Origin of the sequence: Cognatishimia sp. F0-27 (assembly GCF_020667845.1) — a bacterium.
Taxonomy (GTDB): Bacteria; Pseudomonadota; Alphaproteobacteria; order Rhodobacterales; family Rhodobacteraceae; genus JAFMPQ01.
This window is the reverse complement of the sequence record NZ_JAFMPQ010000033.1, coordinates 1-17,892: the sequence shown is the minus strand read 5'-3', so window position 1 is coordinate 17,892 and position 17,892 is coordinate 1. Positions and strand designations below refer to the sequence as shown.

Genomic DNA, 17,892 nt, shown 5'->3' with positions numbered 1-17,892 from the left:
GACGCGGCATGATGCCTGACGTATACGGCGCGATACTACGGCGAGGATGTGCCGCGGCCATGGGACTGTCAGCCCAGCAAAGCGCCCAACACGAGGACACCCGCCCCTGCCCCCATCGCGCCCAGCACGCTCTTGAACCCGTATCCCACCGCAAAGGTGGCCGCGGCGGCAGCAAGACGGATCGGATCGGGTTCGCCGCCGGTGGCCTGTGGCCAGATCACAAGGGGAACAACCAGCGCGGGCAACACGGCGACGGCGGTATAGCGCAGGTGCCGCAGGAGCCATTCCGGCAAGGCGCGGTCGCCCACGACCCCGAGAAAGAGGAACCGGAAACCGAAAGAGCCCACGCCCAGCGCGAGGATCACGAACCAGAGGTCTGCCTTGTCGATCATGGCCGGGTCTCCGAATGGGTGCTGTCCTGTCGGGTGTGGCCTTCTGTGGTGCCTCCCGCCACATCTGTCCGCGCGGCCTGCGCGGTGTCCTGCGCCTTGCGCGCCTCGATCCGCCGTTCCACCTCTGCCCCGACGATCATCCCGCCGATCCCGGCAACCATGAGACCGAGGTTGAATGGAAGCCAGACAAAACCCACCGCCAATATCGACGCCGACAGCGCCGCGGCGCGGTGGGCCGGGGTGCGCAATGCCGGGGCGATCATCGCGATAAACGCAATCGGCAGGGCAAAATCCAGCCCGCCATCAGACGGGATTGCCTCCCCCGCCAGGGCACCGGCCAGCGTGGCCAGATACCATGGCGGGCAGATCGGCAGCATCACACCCACAAAATAGGCGAATTTTTCCGCCAATGATTGGTCCGGGTGTTTTTCGTAATCCAGCACCGATGACGCATAGGTCTGGTCGACGAGGAAATAGGCCACAAAGGCCCGTTTCCAGAAGGGCAAGGCGCCAAGATGCGGCGTGATCGAGGCCGAATACATCGCCATGCGCAGGTTGACAGCCAGCGCAGAGGCCAGCGCAACCACCGCGGGCGCGTTGTCCTGCAAGAGTTGAAGCGCGGTGAATTGCGCGGCGCCCGCGATCACGACAACGGAAAAGCTCATGGTCTCAAGCACGCTGAGGCCCGCCTCGGTCGCCAGCACGCCGAACAGCATCGCGAAGGGGCCCACGATCAACAGGAACGGCAACCCGTCGCGCAGGCCCCGCCAGAAGCTTTCTTTCACCTTCGGATCGCGCATCCACCGCCTGCCTTTCCCGTTCCGTCCAGCGCCTCTCCGGGCCGCGCGCGGCGCCAGACCGCGTCTTGCCCTGCCCAGAGCACCCGGCGGCTGCCCATTCCTGGCCGCGCGCGGCGCAAGACCGCGTTTTGCGCGCCCGGCGCCGCGGGGCGGGACATGGGCCGTGATGCATTGCGGGCTGTCCGGTGCCATGGTCTGCCGGGCGCTTGACATCCCCCCCTGCAGAGCCATCACTGACCAAACACCACGCACCTGCCCTTAGACAAGGCCCGCTCCGGATGCAATCGACAGACCACCGCTTTCTCATCGCGCCTGACCCAAGCCTCGCCCGCCTGACCCGCGCCGTAACCGGCATCGACCAAAGCGGTGCAGAGGTTGCCCTGAGCGTGGTCGAGGAGCGCCCGCTCACGATCTTTCTCAACAGCCAGGAGATCGTGACCGCCATGACCATCGGCGATTATCCGGAATACCTGGCCATCGGTTTCCTGCGCAATCAGGGGATGCTGAGGGATGGAGACACGATCACGGCGGTGGATTACGACGAGGATCTCGACGTGGTTGTGGTGCGCACCGATCGCCAGACCAGCTATGAGGAGAAGGTCAAGAAGAAGACCCGCACCAGCGGATGCGCGGTTGGAACGGTGTTTGGCGACATGATGGAGGGGCTTGAAGGGCTGACGCTTCCGGTCGCAGAGGTGCGAACGTCGTGGCTCTACAGCCTTGCCGCCGAGATCAACACGACCCCGTCGCTCTATCTTGAGGCCGGCGCAATACACGGCACCGTCCTGTGCCAGCGGGACCGCCCGCTGGTCTACATGGAAGATGTCGGCCGCCACAACGCGGTCGACAAGATCGCCGGCTGGATGCTTCGCGAAAAAGTGCCGGCGGGCGACAAGATACTCTACACCACCGGTCGCCTGACGTCCGAGATGGTGATCAAGACGGCGCTGATGGGCATTCCGGTTCTCGCCTCCCGCTCGGGCTTCACCGCGTGGGGCGTGGAGATTGCCCGCCAGGTCGGGCTGACCTGTATCGGGAGGATGCGGGGCAAACGCTTCACCTGCCTGAGCGGGGCCGAGCGGCTGGTCTGGGACATGGACCCGGGCAGCGTGCCCGAAGAAGACCGCAAGCATCGCCGCAAGAGCGCGAAAGGATAGGCCCATGCCCTTCGTTCCTCTGCCCGATGGAGCCGAGACGGCGCTTGCAGCCCTTTGGGCCGAGGTCGACCTCAGCCGCCCGTGGAATCCCGCCGATCAGGACATCGCCGCCTTTCGCGCCCATCCCGCAGCGGAGATTCTCGTGTCCATGGAGGGCGCTCGGGTCATTGCTTCCGCCGCGGTCGGCCATGACGGGCATCGCGGCTGGGTCTATTACGTGGCCGTGGCGCCGGACCGGCAGGGCACTGGGCTGGGCCGCGCGGCGATGGACGCGGCGGAGGACTGGCTGCGCGCGGCGGGCGCGGTGAAGCTGATGCTCATGGTGCGCGACAGCAATGCGCCGGTGATCGACTTCTACGACCGTCTCGGGTTTTCGGATGACGGCGTGCGGGTGATGGCGAAATGGCTGGACCCGGCGCGGGCACGGCTCTTGCAGGAGCACGGCCCATGACGCGGCCGCTTGGGGTGATCCTCGCCGGTGGGTTGGCCACGCGGATGGGTGGCGGCGACAAGACGCTGCTGGCTTTGGGCGGCAAGCCCTTGCTGGCGCATGTGATGGCGCGGCTCGGGCCGCAGGTTGCAGGCATGGCGCTCAACGCCAATGGCGATCCGTCGCGCTTCGCTAGGCACGGATTGCCGGTGCTTGGAGACAGTATCGACGGTTTTGTCGGGCCGCTGGCCGGCGTTCTGGCAGGGCTCGACTGGGCCGCGGGTCTGGGCGCGGACAGGATCGTGACCGTCGCGGGAGACACGCCGTTTTTCCCGGCGGATCTTGTGGACCGGCTCGAAGCGGTCAGCGCCGGGCAGGTGCATCCGCTTGTTCTGGCCGCCACGCCACGGGGAGACCAGATCACCAAGAGCATGTCGCGCTCCGGAGCGATCCGTCATCCCACCTTTGGTTTGTGGCCCGTCGCCCTGCGCAATGACCTCCGCGCCGCGCTCGCGGACGGGTTGAAAAAGGTCGTGCTCTGGACAGACCGGCATGGCGGGCGCGAGGCGTTGTTCGAGGAGCCGGGTGATCCGTTCTTCAATGTCAACACGCCCGACGATCTCCGGGCAGCAGAGCGGATGCTGGCGCCTCCCGGCGCCGCGCGGTAAAGCCGTCAGGAAGCAAGACAGCGAGGGGCAAACCATGCGTGTTTACGGGGTGACCGGGTGGAAGAACGCGGGCAAGACAGGGCTGATGGAGCGGCTGGTGGCGGAGATCACCGCACGCGGTTTCAGCGTTTCCACCGTCAAGCACGCCCATCACAGCTTTGACGTGGATCATCCGGGCAAGGACAGTCACCGGCACCGCGTCGCCGGCGCATCGGAGGTCATCCTCGCCTCGCGCACGCGCGTCGCCCAGATGACGGAACTGCGCGGCACCGAGGAGCCCGCGCTTGCCGACCTGCTGGCGCGGCTGGCGCCGGTCGATCTGGTGCTGATCGAAGGCTATAAGCGGGACACCCACCCCAAGGTCGAGGCGTGGCGCGCGGAAACAGGGAACCCGCTGATTGCACCGGGTGATCCCCATATCCGGGCGGTTGCGAGCGATACGCCGATGGACCTGGACCGTCCGGTTTTTGACCTGAACGACACGCGGGCGGTCGCCGATTTCATCCTTGGCGAAGTGGGGCTGATGTGAAGCCCGAGTTTGCCGCCGCGCTGGCTGGGAGGACTCATGCCGCTTTTTGACACGATCCTCATGGTCGACTGGTCCGCCACCAGCGGCAAGGCCCCGGCGCGCCCCTCCAAGGACGCGATCTGGATCGGGATCACGCGGGACGGGCGCGACGAAGACCCGGTCTATCACCGCACGCGGACCGACGCCGAACGGTGGCTCGGTCAAGTGTTGGCCGAGGAGCGCAGCGCGGGTCGGCGCGTGCTGGCGGGGTTCGATTTTCCTTTTGGCTATCCGCAAGGCGTGGCCCGGCAGATTACCGGCACCGATGATCCCCTCGCCTTGTGGGACTGGATCGAAGCGCGGATCGAAGACGGCCCTGACGGCAAGAACAACCGCTACGCGGTCGCGGAGACGATGAACGCGCGCTTTGACGGTCCCGGCCCGTTCTGGGGCAAGCCGAACGAGACCGGCTGGCCCGGCCTGCCCTATCGCAAGGCCGGAATCCGCTATGACACCGTGCCGGAGCGACGGGCCTGCGATCTGGCCGCGCGCGCCTCGTCCTCGTGTTTTCAGCTCGCCTTTCCGCCGACGGTGGGCGGGCAGATTCTCATGGGATTGCCCATGTTGAACCGCTTGCGACGCATGGACGGCGTGTCGGTCTGGCCCTTCGAGCCATGGAGCGCGGCGCCCGTGGTCTTGGCAGAGATCTGGCCGGGGCTGATCGAAGCCGCCGTCAAGGGCACCACGGACGAGATTCGCGACCGCGCCCAAGTGCGGCTTCTGGCCCGCGCGCTGGCGGCACTGCCGGACGCGGAGCTTGCGGATATGCTCGACGCACCGCCGCGGGAGGCGGCACGGGAAGAGGCATGGATCCTTGGCGCGGGACAGGCAGAGCGGCTCTCTGAACTGGCTGCGGTGTTGAAACCGCCCCCGCTCAAGAATGACTGTTTCGCGCTGCCCCCCGGCGTGGATTGGACGCCTGTGGAGGATGCGCGCGCCATGCTGCGCGACCGGCTGCACGCGGTGACCGGCATCGAGCAGGTGCCGGTGATGGCCGCCACGGCGCGGGTGCTGGCCGAAGACGTGATCGCGCATCGGTCCAACCCGCCCGAGCCGAACACCGCCGTGGATGGTTACGGATTTGCCGCCGCCTGCGTCGGAGACGGTGACCAGAGCCTGCCCCTTGTGACAGGCCGGGCGGCGGCAGGCGTGCCGTATGACGGTGTCGTCCCGCCGGGACATGCCTGCCGTGTGCTGACGGGCGCGGCTCTGCCGGACGGTGTCGACACTGTGGTGCTTGACGAGGATTGCGCCGTTGAGCCCGGACGGGTGGCGTTTCGCGGGCCGGTCAAACCCGGCGCCAACACCCGGCGCGCGGGCGAGGATGTCGAGGCCGGAGCGGTTGCGCTGCACGCCGGGCGGATCCTGACACCGGCCGACCTTGCGCTGGCCGCAGCGGTCGGGGTCGGCACAATCGCCGTCCGGACGCGCTTGCGCGTGGCGGTTCTGTCAACCGGAGACGAGTTGGTCGAGGCTGGTGGCACCGCGCAGACGGGCCAGATTTTCGATGCGAACCGTCCAATGCTCCTGTCGATGGTGGCGCGCATGGGCTTCGAGCCGGTGGATCTTGGCCGGGTGCCCGACGACCGTGCGGCTCTGCGCGCAACGCTCGATCGCGCGGCGCGCGACGCGGATGTGGTGCTCACCTCGGGCGGCGCGTCCGCCGGTGACGAAGACCACGTCTCCGCCCTTCTGCGCGAGACCGGCGCCTTGCAGGAGTGGCGCATCGCGCTGAAGCCGGGACGCCCGCTTGCGTTGGGACTATGGCAGGGCGTGCCCGTCTTTGGCCTGCCGGGCAACCCGGTGGCTGCCTTTACCTGCACGTTGATCTTTGCCCGCCCTGCCATGGGCGTGCTGGCCGGGGCGGGCTGGTCCGATCCGGTCGGGTTCACGGTGCCTGCGGGCTTTTCCAAGAACAAGAAACCGGGGCGGCGCGAATACCTGCGCGCGCGGATCCGGGACGGCCGGGCGGAAGTGTTCAAATCCGAAGGGTCCGGACGGGTCTCCGGTCTGAGTTGGGCCGAGGGTCTGGTCGAATTGCCTGACGGCGCAGCGACAATCGCGGAAGGCGATCCGGTCCGGTTTATCCCGTTCGGGAGTTTCGGGCTCTAGCGGCGCGCGTCTTGCATGATCGGCGTGAACCCTCGCCACGCGGCCCGTTCAGTCGAACGTGCCCGCGACCCGCCCGAGGAGCATGAACGCGCGCGCGGTCCGGGTGCCGGCAAACTCCGTGATCTCGGCGTCGCTTGCCCCCTGTTCGAAAGCGGCAAAGCTCCTGTCGAAGCGGCGCAGGAAATGGTGCGCGGCGTCCCGGAAGATCGGATCCTGTTTCATCCGGCCCGCCGCAAGCGCCAGCGATGCCCGGTCACGCACACCGCCAAGCGCCGCAATCTCGCGGCCCCGCGCCCCTTGGGCAAAGGCGCGCCATTGCTCGGGCCGGGCGAGGTCCGGGGCGAGATCGTCCATGTAGATCCCTTCCTGCGAAAGAAGGGTCAGCACGTCCTGCGAGGCCTGCACAAGCTGGGCTGCGTTGCGGTCCTTCAACGCGCGCCGTAGCGCGGCAAAGCCCTCGCGATCCTCCGCGGTTTCGGGGAAGTGCAGCGCGCGGATGAAATCCGCGTTTGGCAGGGGCGGTTCCAGCGCCTCGGCAGGGGTGCCAAGCGACAGCGCGGGCTGGTCGCTGTCGTCCTGCGTTTCGGGGGGATGCGCCGCCTGCATCGACGCTGCATCGCTCACGATCCGTCCCGACGCGATCATCGCCAGCGCGTTCTCCAGCCCGCGCTGAGCCGCCGCGATTTCATCGAGCCGCTTGACCAGCATCGGGTTGGGCGCCTCTTTCGAGCCCTGCTGCGCCTGCGCGACATAGGCATGGCGCAGCGCGTCAATGGCGGCCTGAAGCCGCGCGCTGTCTTCGCGCATCGCCGCGGACGACCGCGCCGCCATGCTCGCCACCCAGATCAGCGCTACGGGAAAGACGACGATCATCAGAACAAGGATAAAGCGCAGCTCCCCCGCCAGCGCGGACAAACCGGAGCCGAACAGGAAATAAGATCCCGACAAAAGCACCCAGATCGCCGACAGCGCAACGGCGACAATGTCGAAGCCGGTGGTCTGGACGCGCTCTGATCCCGCAGCAAAGCCGGGTGGAGATGTCTTTGACTCAGCCATGCGCAGTCCGGACAGGGGGTTACTTGTAGACGATGCTCAGGATTTCGTAGCTCTTTTCGCCACCGGGCGTGCGCACTTCGACGCTGTCGCCCTCTTCCTTGCCAATCAGGGCGCGGGCGATGGGCGACCGGACGTTGAGCAGGCCCTTGTCGATATTGGCCTCATACTCGCCGACGATCTGCCATGTCTTTTCCTCGTCGGTATCCTCGTCGACGACGGTCACGGTGGCGCCAAACTTTACCGCGCCGGAAAGCGTGGTGGGGTCGATCACTTCGGCAAGCCCGAGCACGCCTTCGAGTTCCTTGATACGGCCCTCGATGAAGCCCTGCTTTTCGCGGGCCGAGTGGTATTCGGCATTTTCCTTGAGGTCGCCCAGTTCGCGCGCCTCGGCAATCGCCTGGATGATGGCGGGCCGCTCTTCGGATTTGAGCTTTTTCAATTCGGCCTGAAGCGCGGTGTTGCCCGCGCGGGTCATCGGTATCTTTTCCATGGGTCTTTCCGGCAAAAGCGTCGTTTGCGGCGGGGTCGTGTGTTCGCCGTTACAAATCATGCAGCGGCTTGCTGTGCAAGCCTGACAGCGAAACCGCCCGCCCTGCAAGCCGAACCGCGTCACCTGATCGATAATTTGTCAAAGAAGGTAAGATTTCCCTAAAATTCGACCGGACGTTCCGCGCAAACGCGCCCAAGACGACCTGAATACGCGGTTTTGCGCAAGGAGCCGGGAGGCGTAAAATGCCGCGAACCCCGGCCCTATCCCGGCTTGACCCGCGCGCACGGGGGGCACCGGCGGGCGTCAAACGCCCTGATGCGCGACGATACGCTCATCACTTTAACGTTTCGTCTCAATTGACCTTTGCCGCAGCTGCACGATAGTCAGGCTCGGATTTATTTTGCGGCATGAGGAGTGCGCCATGAGCGACATCGAGCGCGAGTCGATGGAATATGACGTGGTGATCGTCGGAGCCGGCCCGGCCGGGCTGTCCGCAGCGATCCGTCTGAAGCAGCTGGACGCCGATCTCGATGTGGTTGTCCTTGAAAAGGGGTCGGAAGTCGGCGCGCATATCCTGTCGGGCGCGGTGCTTGACCCGGTCGGTCTTGACGCGCTGATCCCCGACTGGAAGGAAAAGGGCGCGCCGCTGAACGTGCCTGTGCGCGAAGACAAGTTCTACATGCTGGGCGAAGCCGGGCAGATCCGCATCCCCAATGCGCCGATGCCGCCGCTGATGAACAACCACGGCAACTATATCGTCTCCATGGGCAATGTGTGTCGCTGGATGGCCGAACAGGCCGAAGCGCTTGGCGTGGAGATTTTCCCCGGCATGTCCTGCTCCGAGCTGGTCTATGGGGAAAACGGCGAGGTCAAGGGTGTCGTCGCAGGTGTCTTCGGTCTCGAAGAAGATGGCAGCTACGGCCCCAATACCGAGCCCGGCATGGAGCTGCACGGCAAATACGTGTTCCTCTCCGAAGGCGTGCGCGGCAGCCTCTCCAAGGAGGTGATCGCGAAATACGATCTCGCCAAGCACAGCGAACCGCAGAAATACGGTCTGGGGATGAAGGAAATCTGGGAAATCGACCCGGCCAAGCATCGCGAAGGCTCCGTCACCCACACGATGGGCTGGCCGCTGGGCAGCAATGCAGGCGGCGGCTCCTTCATCTATCATCTTGAGAACAATCAGGTTTACGTAGGGTTCGTGGTGCATCTGAACTACGAAAACCCCCATCTCTTCCCTTATATGGAGTTCCAGCGCTTCAAGCACCATCCAATGATCGCGGAGCTTCTGGAGGGTGGCAAGCGCATCGCTTATGGCGCCCGCGCCATCTCTGAGGGCGGGTATCAGTCGATGCCGAAGATGGTCGCGCCCGGTGTTGCGCTGCTCGGGTGTTCCGTTGGCATGGTCAATGTCCCGCGGATCAAGGGCAATCACAACGCGATGCTGTCGGGCAAGGCCGCAGCGGAGGCCGCTTATGACGCCATCAAGGCGGACCGTTCCGGCGATGAGCTTGACGCCTACGAAACGGAGGTGCGTGAAGGCGCGATCGGTCAGGACCTGTTCAAAGTCCGAAACGTCAAACCGATGTGGTCGAAATGGGGTCTGACCGCGTCGCTCATGGCGGGCGGCGTCGACATGTGGACCAACAGCCTGTTCGGCAAATCGCTCTTCGGAACCATGGCGCACGGCAAGTCAGACGCGGAAGCCACCGGCAAGGCCGCCCGCTTCCAGCCCATCGATTACCCCAAGCCCGATGGCAAACTGTCCTTTGACCGTCTGACGAATGTGAGCTTCAGCTTCACCAATCACGAAGAAAGCCAGCCGTCACATCTCAAGCTGGAAAACGACCTGATCCCGATTGCGACAAACCTGCCCGACTATGCCGAGCCCGCGCAGCGCTATTGCCCGGCGGGCGTCTATGAAGTTGTGCGCGAAGAGGGCAAGGCCGCCCGTTTCGTGATCAATTTCCAGAATTGCGTGCATTGCAAGACCTGCGACATCAAGGATCCGAGCCAGAACATCAACTGGACAGTGCCGCAGGGCGGCGACGGCCCGAACTATCCAAACATGTAATCCGCATCTGCCGCTTGAAAGCGCGTGACACGGGTGTGAAGGGCGCGGCTTTGGCCGCGCCCTTTTCTCATGCGCCGTCTCGAAGCCGTTCAGACGCTTTTAACCGGGCCGTGCGACAACGCTTGGCGTAACGGCGCATCGCTCTGCCGGTTTTCGTCCGCGATCAGAGCGCCACCGGGAAGCGGTGCGAGAGCACATGAGGCAAGGTTTTGTTCCAACATCGAAAAGAACGGTTTCCGAGCGCCTGGCAACTCAAGGTGACAACACCGACGGAGCCCGTTGTCATCGCCGAAATCGTCAATATCAGCCAAAGCGGTATGCGCTTTTTCTCGACCCCGCCCCTGCCCCTTGGTGCAGAAATCAGCTTTGATGCAGGCCCCACGCGGGTCCACGGCACGGTGGTGCGACAAGCGCCGAATGGCGCCTGTGGCGCGGTTTTCGAGAAACCGCTGACGGATCGGGAGCTTTTCATGCTGCGTCAGTATCGCAGGCTCGCCACCTGACCCCCTCGCGGCGCTTCACGGGGACGCGAAGAGTGATTGTCACTTTGGCGGTCGCGCTCTAGGATTCGGTCAGTCGCGGCGATTTTGGCCGCGCCGCAACAATTGAGGCAGACCGATGGCGATGGTTCAGGTGACACAGGCGCAGAACGCGGCCCACGCGAAAGCGGACGGGCACCACTTTGCACAGAACAATCGCGCGCGGATCGGGTCGATCAGCGGGATTGCCCGCCATGCCCTCGCCGCCGTCCTGTTTTGCGGCACCGTCCTTGCAGCGGCCCCGCTTCATGCCAATGGCGTCGCCGGTGATTACCTTGCCGCGCGTCAGGCCAGCTTTGCGGGGGATTTCAAGGCCGCCGCAGAGTATTATGGCCGGGCTGTGCTCTACGATCCCGAGAACCCGCAAATCCTCGAACGTGCGGTGCTCGCCAATGTCTCGCTCGGCGATCTCGACCGCGCGGCAGGCATTGCCGACAAGCTTATCGCCGAAGGCTATCGCAGCCAGCTCGCCCAGATGGCCCTCATCGCCCGTGACACGCGGAACGAGAATTACGAAGCCGTCATCGGCGCGATCAACGAGCAGCGCGGCGCAGGACCGCTCGCCGACGGGCTGATCAAAGCCTGGGCCCAGCTTGGAATGGGCGACATGACCTCCGCACTTGTGAGTTTCGACGAAGTCGCAGGCCTGCAAGGGCTCGGCGCTTTTGCCCGCTATCACAAGGCCATGGCCCTCGCATCCGTTGGCGATTTCGAAAGCGCAGCCGGCACCTTTGAAGGCGACGCCGGCGGGATGAGCCGCACCCGCCGCGGGATCATGGCGCAGGCTGAAATCCTGAGCCAGCTTGATCGCAACCAGGACGCGCTTGTGCTGATCGACACGGCTTTTGGCGGGGCTCTCGACCCAGGTCTGACACAGCTCCAGACCGCCCTTGAAGCCGGAGAGACGGTGCCGTTCAGCCACGTCCGCTCGGCCCGCGACGGCATCGCGGAGGTGTTCTATTCGCTGGCTGGCGCGCTTTCGAGCGAGGACAATGACGACCTGACCCTGATCCATGCGCGGCTCGCGCAATACCTGCGCCCCGATCATGTGGATGCGCTCTTGCTCACCGCCGAACTGCTCGACGAGATGGAGCAATATGCGCTCGCTGTCGCCACCTATGCGGAGGTGCCCGAAGATTCCGAAGCCTATCACGCCGCCGAGCTTGGCCGCGCGGAAGCCTTTCGCCAGCAGGACCAGATGGATGAAGCCATCGCGGTGTTGCAAGGGCTGACCGAAAGCCACGGCGATTTGCCGATCGTGCATTCGACACTGGCCGATTTCCTGCGTCAGGATGAACGCTACGCCCAGGCGACCGACGCCTACACCACCGCCATGGGCCTGTTCGACGAAATCACCGAGCGCGAATGGTTTTTGCACTATGCCCGCGGCATCACCTATGAACGGCGCGACATGTGGCCGGAAGCGGAGGCCGATTTCCGCGCCGCGCTTGCGCTGAACCCGAACCAGCCACAGGTGCTCAACTATCTCGGCTATTCGCTGGTCGAAAAACAGATCAAGCTCGACGAGGCGCTCGAGATGATCGAGCGCGCGGTCGCGGCGCGGCCCAATTCCGGCTATATCGTGGACAGCCTTGGCTGGGTGCTCTACCGGCTCGGCCGCTACGACGAAGCGGTGGGGCACATGGAGCGCGCCGCCGAGCTGATGCCGATCGATCCGATCGTCAACGACCATCTTGGCGATGTTTACTGGGCCGTGGGCCGCAAGCTGGAGGCCGAATTCCAGTGGAAACGCGCCCTCAGCTTCGTGGATTGGGAGAACGCCGCCGAAGAAGCCGATCCGGACCGCATCCGGCGCAAGCTCGAGGTCGGGCTGGACCAGGTGCTCGCAGAAGAAGGCGCCCCACCGCTGAGAGCCGCGGGTGTCGCACAAGACGGCGCGGATGATGAAGGCTGAGGCCTTTGCACCGGCCAAGATCAATCTCGCGCTGCATGTGACCGGACAACGGGCAGACGGCTATCACCTGCTCGACAGCCTTGTCGCCTTCGCGGATGTGGGCGACACGATCACCGTGGCGCGCGCGGCCCGGACAACCCTCGCGATCACCGGCCCGATGGCGGCTGGTATCCCGGCCACGCCCGACAACCTGTGCTGGCGTGCTGCCGACGCGTTCGACGCTCCCGTGGCGATCACGCTGGACAAACACCTGCCTGCCTCGGCCGGGATCGGCGGTGGATCGTCGGATGCAGCGGCAACGCTGCGGGCCATGGCGCAGCTTTGCGATGCGCCTCCCTCCATGGACCCGGCGCAACTCGGCGCAGACGTGCCGGTTTGCATGCTGGCGCGCGGGGCCCACATGCACGGGATCGGCGAGGCGGTGACGCCCATTCCCCTGCCCAGCTTTCCTGCTGTGCTGGTGAATCCCTGCGTGGCCGTGTCGACCCCGGAGGTGTTTCGCCGCCTCGCCGTGAAAACCAATGCGGCCATGGACCCCTTCCCGCGCACGACCGACCGCGCGGATTGGCTCGACTGGTTGCAGGTGCAGCGCAACGACCTTGAGCGCCCGGCGATCGCAGGCGCGCCCGTGATTGCCGATGTGCTGCACGCCCTGCGCGCCCTGCCCCAGACCCGGCTTGTGCGCATGTCGGGGTCCGGGGCCACTTGCGTCGCCTTGTGTGATGCAAAGCGGGATGCAGATGCCGCCGCCTCCGCGCTCAGTCATGCACACCCGGATTGGTGGGTGACGGCCTGCATATTGCATTGATGGCAGCGGTGAAACCGGCTGGCAGATGCGTCGTCCGGCGGGTCGACGCCGCCAAACCCGCCAAACGGACTCAGTTGACGCGCTCGACCACGTAATCCGCCAGATCCACCAACAGGTCCCGCATCTCGCTTTCCGGCAATGCGCCCATGGCGGCCTTGGCCCGCGACACCCACTCCAGTGCCTCCACGCGCGTTTGCTCCAGCGCCCCGTGCGCCCGAAGCAGCGTAAGGGCATGGTCGAGATCGCCCTCCTGCTGCTTGCCTCTGGCAATCGTCCGGTCCCAGAAGGTCCGCTCGTCGTCATCCGCCGCCGCCACGGCCTTGATAACCGGCAGGGTCAGTTTGCGCTCCCGGAAATCATCCCCGATATTCTTGCCCGTGGCGTCGGAGCCGCCATAGTCAAGCAGGTCGTCAACAATCTGAAACGCGATGCCCAGCGCATCCCCATAGTCAAACAAAGCCCGGATCTCCGCCTCAGGCCTGTCGGCGATCACGCCGCCCACCTCAGTGGCTGCGGAGAAGAGCGCTGCGGTCTTGCCGCGGACCACCTGGAGATAGGTCGCCTCGGTGGTGGACAGATCCTGTGCGGCGGTCATCTGGAGCACTTCGCCCTCGGCGATGGTCGCAGCGGCATCCGAGAGGATTCGCAACACCCGGAGATTGCCTGTCTCGGTCATCAGCTGAAAGGACCGTGCAAAGAGGTAATCCCCCACCAGCACTGACGACTTGTTGTCCCACAAAAGATTGGCGGTTGGTCTTCCGCGGCGCTTGCTGCTCTCGTCGACCACATCGTCATGCAGCAGCGTCGCGGTGTGAATGAACTCCACCGTCGCGGCCAAATGCACATGATATGGCCCGTCATAGCCACAGAGCCGCGCGGATGCGAGTGTCAGCAGCGGGCGCAACCGTTTGCCCCCGGCTTCCACAAGATGGGCGGTCACTTCGGGGATCCGCGGCGCATGTTCGGACGCCATACGCTCCCGAATCAACCCGTTCACGGCCACCAGCTCATCCGCCAGAAGACGCGCCAGACGTTCATGCGGTTTTTCACACATTGTGTCCAAACTCATCACACTCCCGTGCAAGGCTCGACATTCGCGCGGCCTTGTCCTTAAATCCCCGTCATGGAAGAGCTTTTGCGCACCAATGACATCACCCTGATCCCACTGGCCAGAACCCTTCTGGACGATGCGGGTATAGACAGCTTCGAGCTGGACGTAAATATGAGCGTCCTTGAAGGGTCGATCGGCATATTGCCGCGCCGCCTGATGGTGCGCTCCGATGAGCTGGCCGCAGCGAGGCGGGTATTGCACGACAACGGCGTGCGCTTTGAAGGCTGACGCGTTCGACGACGCCGCGCTGACGCGCGACTCCTTTCTCGGCGGGCGCGTCACGCTTTTGCAACCCCGTGTTGGCTATCGGGCAGGGGTGGATCCCGTGCTGCTGGCCGCGTCGGTTTCTGCGCGCCCGGGTCAGAGCGTGCTGGATCTCGGCTGCGGCGCGGCTCCAGCCTTGTGCTGTCTGGCAACCCGGGTCGAGGGGCTCGCCCTTGTCGGGCTCGAACTGCAACCGGCCTATGCGGCCCTCGCGCGCCGCAATCTTGCACTCAATGCTCTGTCGGGGGACATCTATGAGGGAACCGTCAGCGATCCGCCAAAGGCCTTGCGCCAGATCAGCGTGGATCACGTGATCGCCAACCCGCCCTATTTCGACGCGGCGCGCGGCAAGCAAGCCGAGGACACGGGACGCGGGACGGGCCGCGCCGGAGAGACCCCCTTGGAAGACTGGGTGCGCTGTGCCGCAAAACGCCTCAAGCCCGGCGGCGCGTGCCATGTGATCCTGCGCGCGGAACGGCTCCCGGAATTGATCACGGCAATGGACAATCATCTCGGCGCGCTCACGCTCCTCCCGCTTCTCCCACGCGAGGGCCGCGCCCCGAGGCTGGTCTTGATGAGCGCCCGCAAGGGTGGGCGCAGCCCGTTTCGCTACCGGCCTGCCCTCGTGCTGCATAAGGGAACCACGCATGCCGGAGATCGCGAAGCCTATACCGACGCGATCCGCGCTGTGCTGCGAGACGGCGCGTCCTTGCCCATGTCAGAGTGAGTCTGCAGCATTACGACGAATTCTACGAATAATTGCGCATCCATTGTGCACCTGCGGCGTGACTTGTGTGCGGCGATATGCTGGACTGAAACTCCATACCCAACAAGGAGGACGACTATGAGCTTGAGTTCGCACTTGCAGGAACTGAAGAAGAAGCATCACATGCTCTCCGGTCAAGTTGAGGAAGCCCAACGGTCACCCGGTATTGACGACCTGCGCGTCGCAGAACTGAAAAAACAAAAGCTGCGTCTGAAAGAAGAGATCGCGCGTCTGGAAACGCAGGCGGTCCACTAAGACACAATGCGAAAAAGGGTGGCGCCGGTTCTGCGCCCCCATCCGTGCGCATGGATCGCACGGTTGTTGGCCTCCGCCTGGTCACCAGGCGTCATGGGTCCGATATACAAGCGTTAGAGTATCCCGGCTCACGGTGACCTTCTGTCACCGGAGCCTTTTTCAGCCATAGCGCCGTGCCAATGCTGCCTCAGGCGCGTTCGGCTTGGCGGTTCTCATCCCCGCAACACCAGACCCCGAGTTCTCGGCCTGCTATCGTGCACCGCTGAAACCTCAGTCTCGAAGCGTTTCGACATCAACAAGGGTCCGGCCTTCCAGCCCATCCGGGATCTTTCCGATCTCGGCCATCAGCCAGTCGTGAAACGCAACCACTTGCGGACGGACAACACTCGAAGCGCTCCGGATGAAACGAAACCGGGCGCGGGTTGTCAGCCCCACGTCAAACGGCGCCTCGAGTTGACCACTGGCAAGATACTGGGCCGCAAGCGACGTGCGCGTCAGCACCACGCCGGCGCCCGCGAGGGCTGCATCGAGCGCGTGGTCCGCCTGGCTGAAATGGGCGGCGCTCTGCGGCGCGCGCTTGATCCCGTTGGCTTTGAACCATGCACTCCAATCTGCGGGCGGATCGAGGAAATCCACCGACTCGTCGTGCAGCAGCGGCGCATCAAGAAGCGCCTCCACCGTCGGATAGCGCGCGACAAGCTCCGGGTGCATGACCGGCAGGATGGCCTCCTCCATCAAGTGTTCAGAATGCAGCCCCTCGTCCAGACCATAGCCATACCGGATCGCCACATCCACCTCATCGCGGTCCAGATCGAGTTGCCGCAAGGTCGCCGTGAACCGCAGTTCGATTTCGGGATGGGACGCGGCAAAACCGAAAAGGCGCGGTGCCAGCCACTTCGCCGTGAAGGCCGGCCCGGCCGTGACAACCAGCGTGCGGTTGTCCTGCAAGCGCTGCACCGCGCGCCACGCCGCGGCAAGCGTCTCGAACCCGTCCGATGCGCCCGGCGCAAGAGCACGCCCCGCTTCGGTCAGCTCCACCGCGCGGTTCAAACGCCGGAAGAGCGGCTGACCAAGGTGCTCCTCAAGGTTCTTGATCTGAAAGGAGAGCGCGGCAGGCGTGACGAACAGCTCCTCGGCTGCCTTGGCAAAGGACATGTGCCGCGCGGCAGCCTCGAACGCGCGCAGCGCCTTGAGCGGTGGAAGTCGATCAACCATAGTCAGTTCAATAAAACTAATCTGGCGCTTTGGAAAGTCTCGTTTGTCGCAGGGCCCGGAAACCGCCATATCTCAGACATCGAAAGCACCCAGCCCACACGGATAAGGATTGCACCATGTTTGAAGCCCCTCAAGATACCCGCCATCGTGAAGCATTTCGCAAGGCGCATGACGCACGCGGCGCCATGATCGCCGAATTCTGGCGCTACGTTTTCCCCCGCGCCCGCTGACCGCAGGGTCGGCAGGATGTGATATGGTTAAGGTTGCCTTGACCTTCCTCCGATCCCGACGATCTCGGCACGCGGCCACGCTCCCGAACGGATGGTGCCCACAGGACGCCTGACGCTCCGGCAGCGTGACCTGACCGGTAACGCGCTTCTTGAGCATAGTGCCGGAAAACAAGAGACCCCGGTGCAAGCACCGGGGTCTTTTTTGATCACCACATGTCGTGCGTGCCAAAGAGGCGCGCCGCACTTACACGAAGAACTGCGCACCGTTGGCCGAGATTGTCGACCCGTTGATGAACCCGGCATCGTCAGACGCGAGGAACGTCACGCATCGTGCAATCTCCTCAGGTTCCCCAAGACGGCCCGCCGGGATGCCCGCAACAATGCTGTCACGCACTTTTTCCGGGATCGCCATGACCATTTCGGTCGCGATATACCCCGGGCAGATGGCATTGGCCGTGATGCCTGCCCGCGCGCCTTCTTGTGCAAGCGACTTGACGATCCCGAGATCGCCCGCCTTGGTCGCAGCGTAGTTCACCTGCGCGAACTGGCCTTTCTGACCATTGATCGACGAGATCACGATGATCCGCCCGAACTTGCGCTCGCGCATGCCCGGCCAAACCGGGTGCACCGTGTTGAACACGCCGGTCAGGTTCGTGTCGATCACCTCTTTCCACTGTTCAGGGGTCATCTTGTGGAAGGGCGCATCGCGTGTGATGCCCGCATTGGCCACCACCACATCGATCGGACCGAGATCCGCCTCCACCTGCGCGATACCCGCGGCCGAGGCTTCGTAATCGGCGACGTTCCACTTGTATGTCTTGATGCCTGTGGCCTCCGTGAAGGCCGCGGCCTTCTCGTCATTGCCAGCATAGGTCGCGGCAACATCGTAGCCTTCTGCCTTCAAGGCTTTCGAAATGGCTTCACCAATACCGCGGCTGCCGCCGGTCACTAGAGCAACTCGTCCCATGAGGTCTTCCTCCGTTTGAAAGATGTGCCGGGCTCCAGGCCTTCTTTGGGCCGGAAATATCCCGGGGGGTGCGGG

Annotated in this window: 19 protein-coding genes; 12 read left to right on the top strand and 7 right to left on the bottom strand. The window is 64.5% G+C overall.

Features of this window, described 5'->3' with window-relative positions:
* Positions 1–68: 68 nt before the first annotated feature.
* Both J1C49_RS16400 and J1C49_RS16395 read right to left on the bottom strand, forming a co-directional pair.
* Positions 69–392 carry an AzlD domain-containing protein gene (locus J1C49_RS16400; RefSeq protein ID WP_227446922.1) on the bottom strand — a complete coding sequence of 108 codons (324 nt, stop codon included), beginning with the start codon at positions 390–392 and terminating at the stop codon, positions 69–71.
* Complete coding sequence (locus J1C49_RS16395; RefSeq protein ID WP_227446921.1) at positions 389–1,192, bottom strand: AzlC family ABC transporter permease; 804 nt, start codon at positions 1,190–1,192, stop codon at positions 389–391. The genes J1C49_RS16400 and J1C49_RS16395 overlap by 4 nt, the downstream gene beginning before the upstream one ends.
* A 278-nt stretch (positions 1,193–1,470) precedes the next feature.
* On the opposite strand from J1C49_RS16395, the gene J1C49_RS16390 reads away from it, so the two are divergent.
* The 5 genes from J1C49_RS16390 to glp are packed head-to-tail and all read left to right on the top strand — an operon-like array spanning position 1,471 to position 6,127.
* Positions 1,471–2,349 (top strand): formate dehydrogenase accessory sulfurtransferase FdhD, encoded by an 879-nt coding sequence (locus J1C49_RS16390; protein WP_227446920.1) that lies wholly within the window; start codon positions 1,471–1,473, stop codon positions 2,347–2,349.
* A gap of 4 nt (positions 2,350–2,353) precedes the next feature.
* Positions 2,354–2,800, top strand: coding sequence for a GNAT family acetyltransferase (locus J1C49_RS16385; protein WP_227446919.1), 447 nt, complete (start codon positions 2,354–2,356; stop codon positions 2,798–2,800).
* The gene (mobA, locus tag J1C49_RS16380) at positions 2,797–3,447 is read left to right on the top strand and encodes a molybdenum cofactor guanylyltransferase MobA (RefSeq protein ID WP_227446918.1); all 651 of its coding nucleotides are present in this window, start codon (positions 2,797–2,799) and stop codon (positions 3,445–3,447) included. The genes J1C49_RS16385 and mobA overlap by 4 nt, the downstream gene beginning before the upstream one ends.
* Before the next feature lie 34 nt (positions 3,448–3,481).
* Complete coding sequence (gene mobB / locus J1C49_RS16375) at positions 3,482–3,976, top strand: molybdopterin-guanine dinucleotide biosynthesis protein B (RefSeq protein WP_227446917.1); 495 nt, start codon at positions 3,482–3,484, stop codon at positions 3,974–3,976.
* A gap of 36 nt (positions 3,977–4,012) precedes the next feature.
* The gene (glp, locus tag J1C49_RS16370; protein ID WP_227446916.1) at positions 4,013–6,127 is read left to right on the top strand and encodes a gephyrin-like molybdotransferase Glp; all 2,115 of its coding nucleotides are present in this window, start codon (positions 4,013–4,015) and stop codon (positions 6,125–6,127) included.
* A 48-nt stretch (positions 6,128–6,175) separates the two neighbouring features.
* Here the strand turns inward: glp and J1C49_RS16365 are convergent, their stop codons facing one another.
* Both J1C49_RS16365 and greA read right to left on the bottom strand, forming a co-directional pair.
* Positions 6,176–7,183: a hypothetical protein gene (locus J1C49_RS16365; RefSeq protein WP_227446915.1), complete on the bottom strand. Its 1,008-nt coding sequence runs from the start codon at positions 7,181–7,183 to the stop codon at positions 6,176–6,178.
* A 19-nt stretch (positions 7,184–7,202) separates the two neighbouring features.
* Positions 7,203–7,673, bottom strand: coding sequence for a transcription elongation factor GreA (gene greA, locus J1C49_RS16360; protein WP_227446914.1), 471 nt, complete (start codon positions 7,671–7,673; stop codon positions 7,203–7,205).
* Between the two features lie 421 nt (positions 7,674–8,094).
* Here greA and J1C49_RS16355 point away from each other — a divergent pair, with 421 nt between their 5' ends.
* The 4 genes from J1C49_RS16355 to J1C49_RS16340 all read left to right on the top strand — a co-directional run bounded on the left by J1C49_RS16355 (position 8,095) and on the right by J1C49_RS16340 (position 13,009).
* A complete protein-coding gene (locus J1C49_RS16355; protein ID WP_227446913.1) occupies positions 8,095–9,747 on the top strand; it encodes an electron transfer flavoprotein-ubiquinone oxidoreductase in 1,653 nt (550 codons plus the stop codon).
* 209 nt (positions 9,748–9,956) lie between these two features.
* Complete coding sequence (locus J1C49_RS16350; protein ID WP_255670757.1) at positions 9,957–10,250, top strand: PilZ domain-containing protein; 294 nt, start codon at positions 9,957–9,959, stop codon at positions 10,248–10,250.
* Positions 10,251–10,365: 115 nt separating this feature from the next.
* The gene (locus tag J1C49_RS16345; RefSeq protein ID WP_227446911.1) at positions 10,366–12,201 is read left to right on the top strand and encodes a tetratricopeptide repeat protein; all 1,836 of its coding nucleotides are present in this window, start codon (positions 10,366–10,368) and stop codon (positions 12,199–12,201) included.
* A complete protein-coding gene (locus tag J1C49_RS16340; RefSeq protein WP_370639428.1) occupies positions 12,188–13,009 on the top strand; it encodes a 4-(cytidine 5'-diphospho)-2-C-methyl-D-erythritol kinase in 822 nt (273 codons plus the stop codon). The genes J1C49_RS16345 and J1C49_RS16340 overlap by 14 nt, the downstream gene beginning before the upstream one ends.
* Positions 13,010–13,079: 70 nt before the next feature.
* Here J1C49_RS16340 and J1C49_RS16335 read toward each other — a convergent pair whose 3' ends face one another.
* On the bottom strand, positions 13,080–14,078 hold the full coding sequence (locus J1C49_RS16335; RefSeq protein WP_227446910.1) for a polyprenyl synthetase family protein: 999 nt from the start codon (positions 14,076–14,078) through the stop codon (positions 13,080–13,082).
* A gap of 54 nt (positions 14,079–14,132) precedes the next feature.
* On the opposite strand from J1C49_RS16335, the gene J1C49_RS16330 reads away from it, so the two are divergent.
* The 3 genes from J1C49_RS16330 to J1C49_RS16320 all read left to right on the top strand — a co-directional run bounded on the left by J1C49_RS16330 (position 14,133) and on the right by J1C49_RS16320 (position 15,405).
* Positions 14,133–14,348 (top strand): DUF2007 domain-containing protein, encoded by a 216-nt coding sequence (locus J1C49_RS16330; protein WP_227446909.1) that lies wholly within the window; start codon positions 14,133–14,135, stop codon positions 14,346–14,348.
* Positions 14,338–15,111 (top strand): tRNA1(Val) (adenine(37)-N6)-methyltransferase, encoded by a 774-nt coding sequence (locus J1C49_RS16325; RefSeq protein WP_227446908.1) that lies wholly within the window; start codon positions 14,338–14,340, stop codon positions 15,109–15,111. The genes J1C49_RS16330 and J1C49_RS16325 overlap by 11 nt, the downstream gene beginning before the upstream one ends.
* Before the next feature lie 117 nt (positions 15,112–15,228).
* Entirely contained in the window at positions 15,229–15,405 is a 177-nt protein-coding gene (locus tag J1C49_RS16320) for a YdcH family protein (RefSeq protein WP_227446907.1), read from the top strand.
* A gap of 270 nt (positions 15,406–15,675) precedes the next feature.
* On the opposite strand, the gene gcvA is transcribed toward J1C49_RS16320, so the two are convergent.
* Both gcvA and phbB read right to left on the bottom strand, forming a co-directional pair.
* Positions 15,676–16,620, bottom strand: a complete 945-nt coding sequence (gcvA, locus tag J1C49_RS16315; protein WP_227446906.1) for a transcriptional regulator GcvA — start codon at positions 16,618–16,620, stop codon at positions 15,676–15,678.
* Between the two features lie 474 nt (positions 16,621–17,094).
* The gene (gene phbB / locus J1C49_RS16310; protein ID WP_227446905.1) at positions 17,095–17,817 is read right to left on the bottom strand and encodes an acetoacetyl-CoA reductase; all 723 of its coding nucleotides are present in this window, start codon (positions 17,815–17,817) and stop codon (positions 17,095–17,097) included.
* Positions 17,818–17,892 lie beyond the last annotated feature (75 nt).

What these genes read in the sequence shown, in the direction of transcription:
- J1C49_RS16400 (WP_227446922.1), bottom strand. Translation starts at nt 392, where the DNA reads ATGATCGACAAGGCAGACCTCTGGTTCGTGATCCTCGCGCTGGGCGTG.
- J1C49_RS16395 (WP_227446921.1), bottom strand. Translation starts at nt 1,192, where the DNA reads ATGCGCGATCCGAAGGTGAAAGAAAGCTTCTGGCGGGGCCTGCGCGAC.
- J1C49_RS16390 (WP_227446920.1), top strand. Translation starts at nt 1,471, where the DNA reads ATGCAATCGACAGACCACCGCTTTCTCATCGCGCCTGACCCAAGCCTC.
- J1C49_RS16385 (WP_227446919.1), top strand. Translation starts at nt 2,354, where the DNA reads ATGCCCTTCGTTCCTCTGCCCGATGGAGCCGAGACGGCGCTTGCAGCC.
- mobA (WP_227446918.1), top strand. Translation starts at nt 2,797, where the DNA reads ATGACGCGGCCGCTTGGGGTGATCCTCGCCGGTGGGTTGGCCACGCGG.
- mobB (WP_227446917.1), top strand. Translation starts at nt 3,482, where the DNA reads ATGCGTGTTTACGGGGTGACCGGGTGGAAGAACGCGGGCAAGACAGGG.
- glp (WP_227446916.1), top strand. Translation starts at nt 4,013, where the DNA reads ATGCCGCTTTTTGACACGATCCTCATGGTCGACTGGTCCGCCACCAGC.
- J1C49_RS16365 (WP_227446915.1), bottom strand. Translation starts at nt 7,183, where the DNA reads ATGGCTGAGTCAAAGACATCTCCACCCGGCTTTGCTGCGGGATCAGAG.
- greA (WP_227446914.1), bottom strand. Translation starts at nt 7,673, where the DNA reads ATGGAAAAGATACCGATGACCCGCGCGGGCAACACCGCGCTTCAGGCC.
- J1C49_RS16355 (WP_227446913.1), top strand. Translation starts at nt 8,095, where the DNA reads ATGAGCGACATCGAGCGCGAGTCGATGGAATATGACGTGGTGATCGTC.
- J1C49_RS16345 (WP_227446911.1), top strand. Translation starts at nt 10,366, where the DNA reads ATGGCGATGGTTCAGGTGACACAGGCGCAGAACGCGGCCCACGCGAAA.
- J1C49_RS16340 (WP_370639428.1), top strand. Translation starts at nt 12,188, where the DNA reads ATGATGAAGGCTGAGGCCTTTGCACCGGCCAAGATCAATCTCGCGCTG.
- J1C49_RS16335 (WP_227446910.1), bottom strand. Translation starts at nt 14,078, where the DNA reads ATGAGTTTGGACACAATGTGTGAAAAACCGCATGAACGTCTGGCGCGT.
- J1C49_RS16330 (WP_227446909.1), top strand. Translation starts at nt 14,133, where the DNA reads ATGGAAGAGCTTTTGCGCACCAATGACATCACCCTGATCCCACTGGCC.
- J1C49_RS16320 (WP_227446907.1), top strand. Translation starts at nt 15,229, where the DNA reads ATGAGCTTGAGTTCGCACTTGCAGGAACTGAAGAAGAAGCATCACATG.
- gcvA (WP_227446906.1), bottom strand. Translation starts at nt 16,620, where the DNA reads ATGGTTGATCGACTTCCACCGCTCAAGGCGCTGCGCGCGTTCGAGGCT.
- phbB (WP_227446905.1), bottom strand. Translation starts at nt 17,817, where the DNA reads ATGGGACGAGTTGCTCTAGTGACCGGCGGCAGCCGCGGTATTGGTGAA.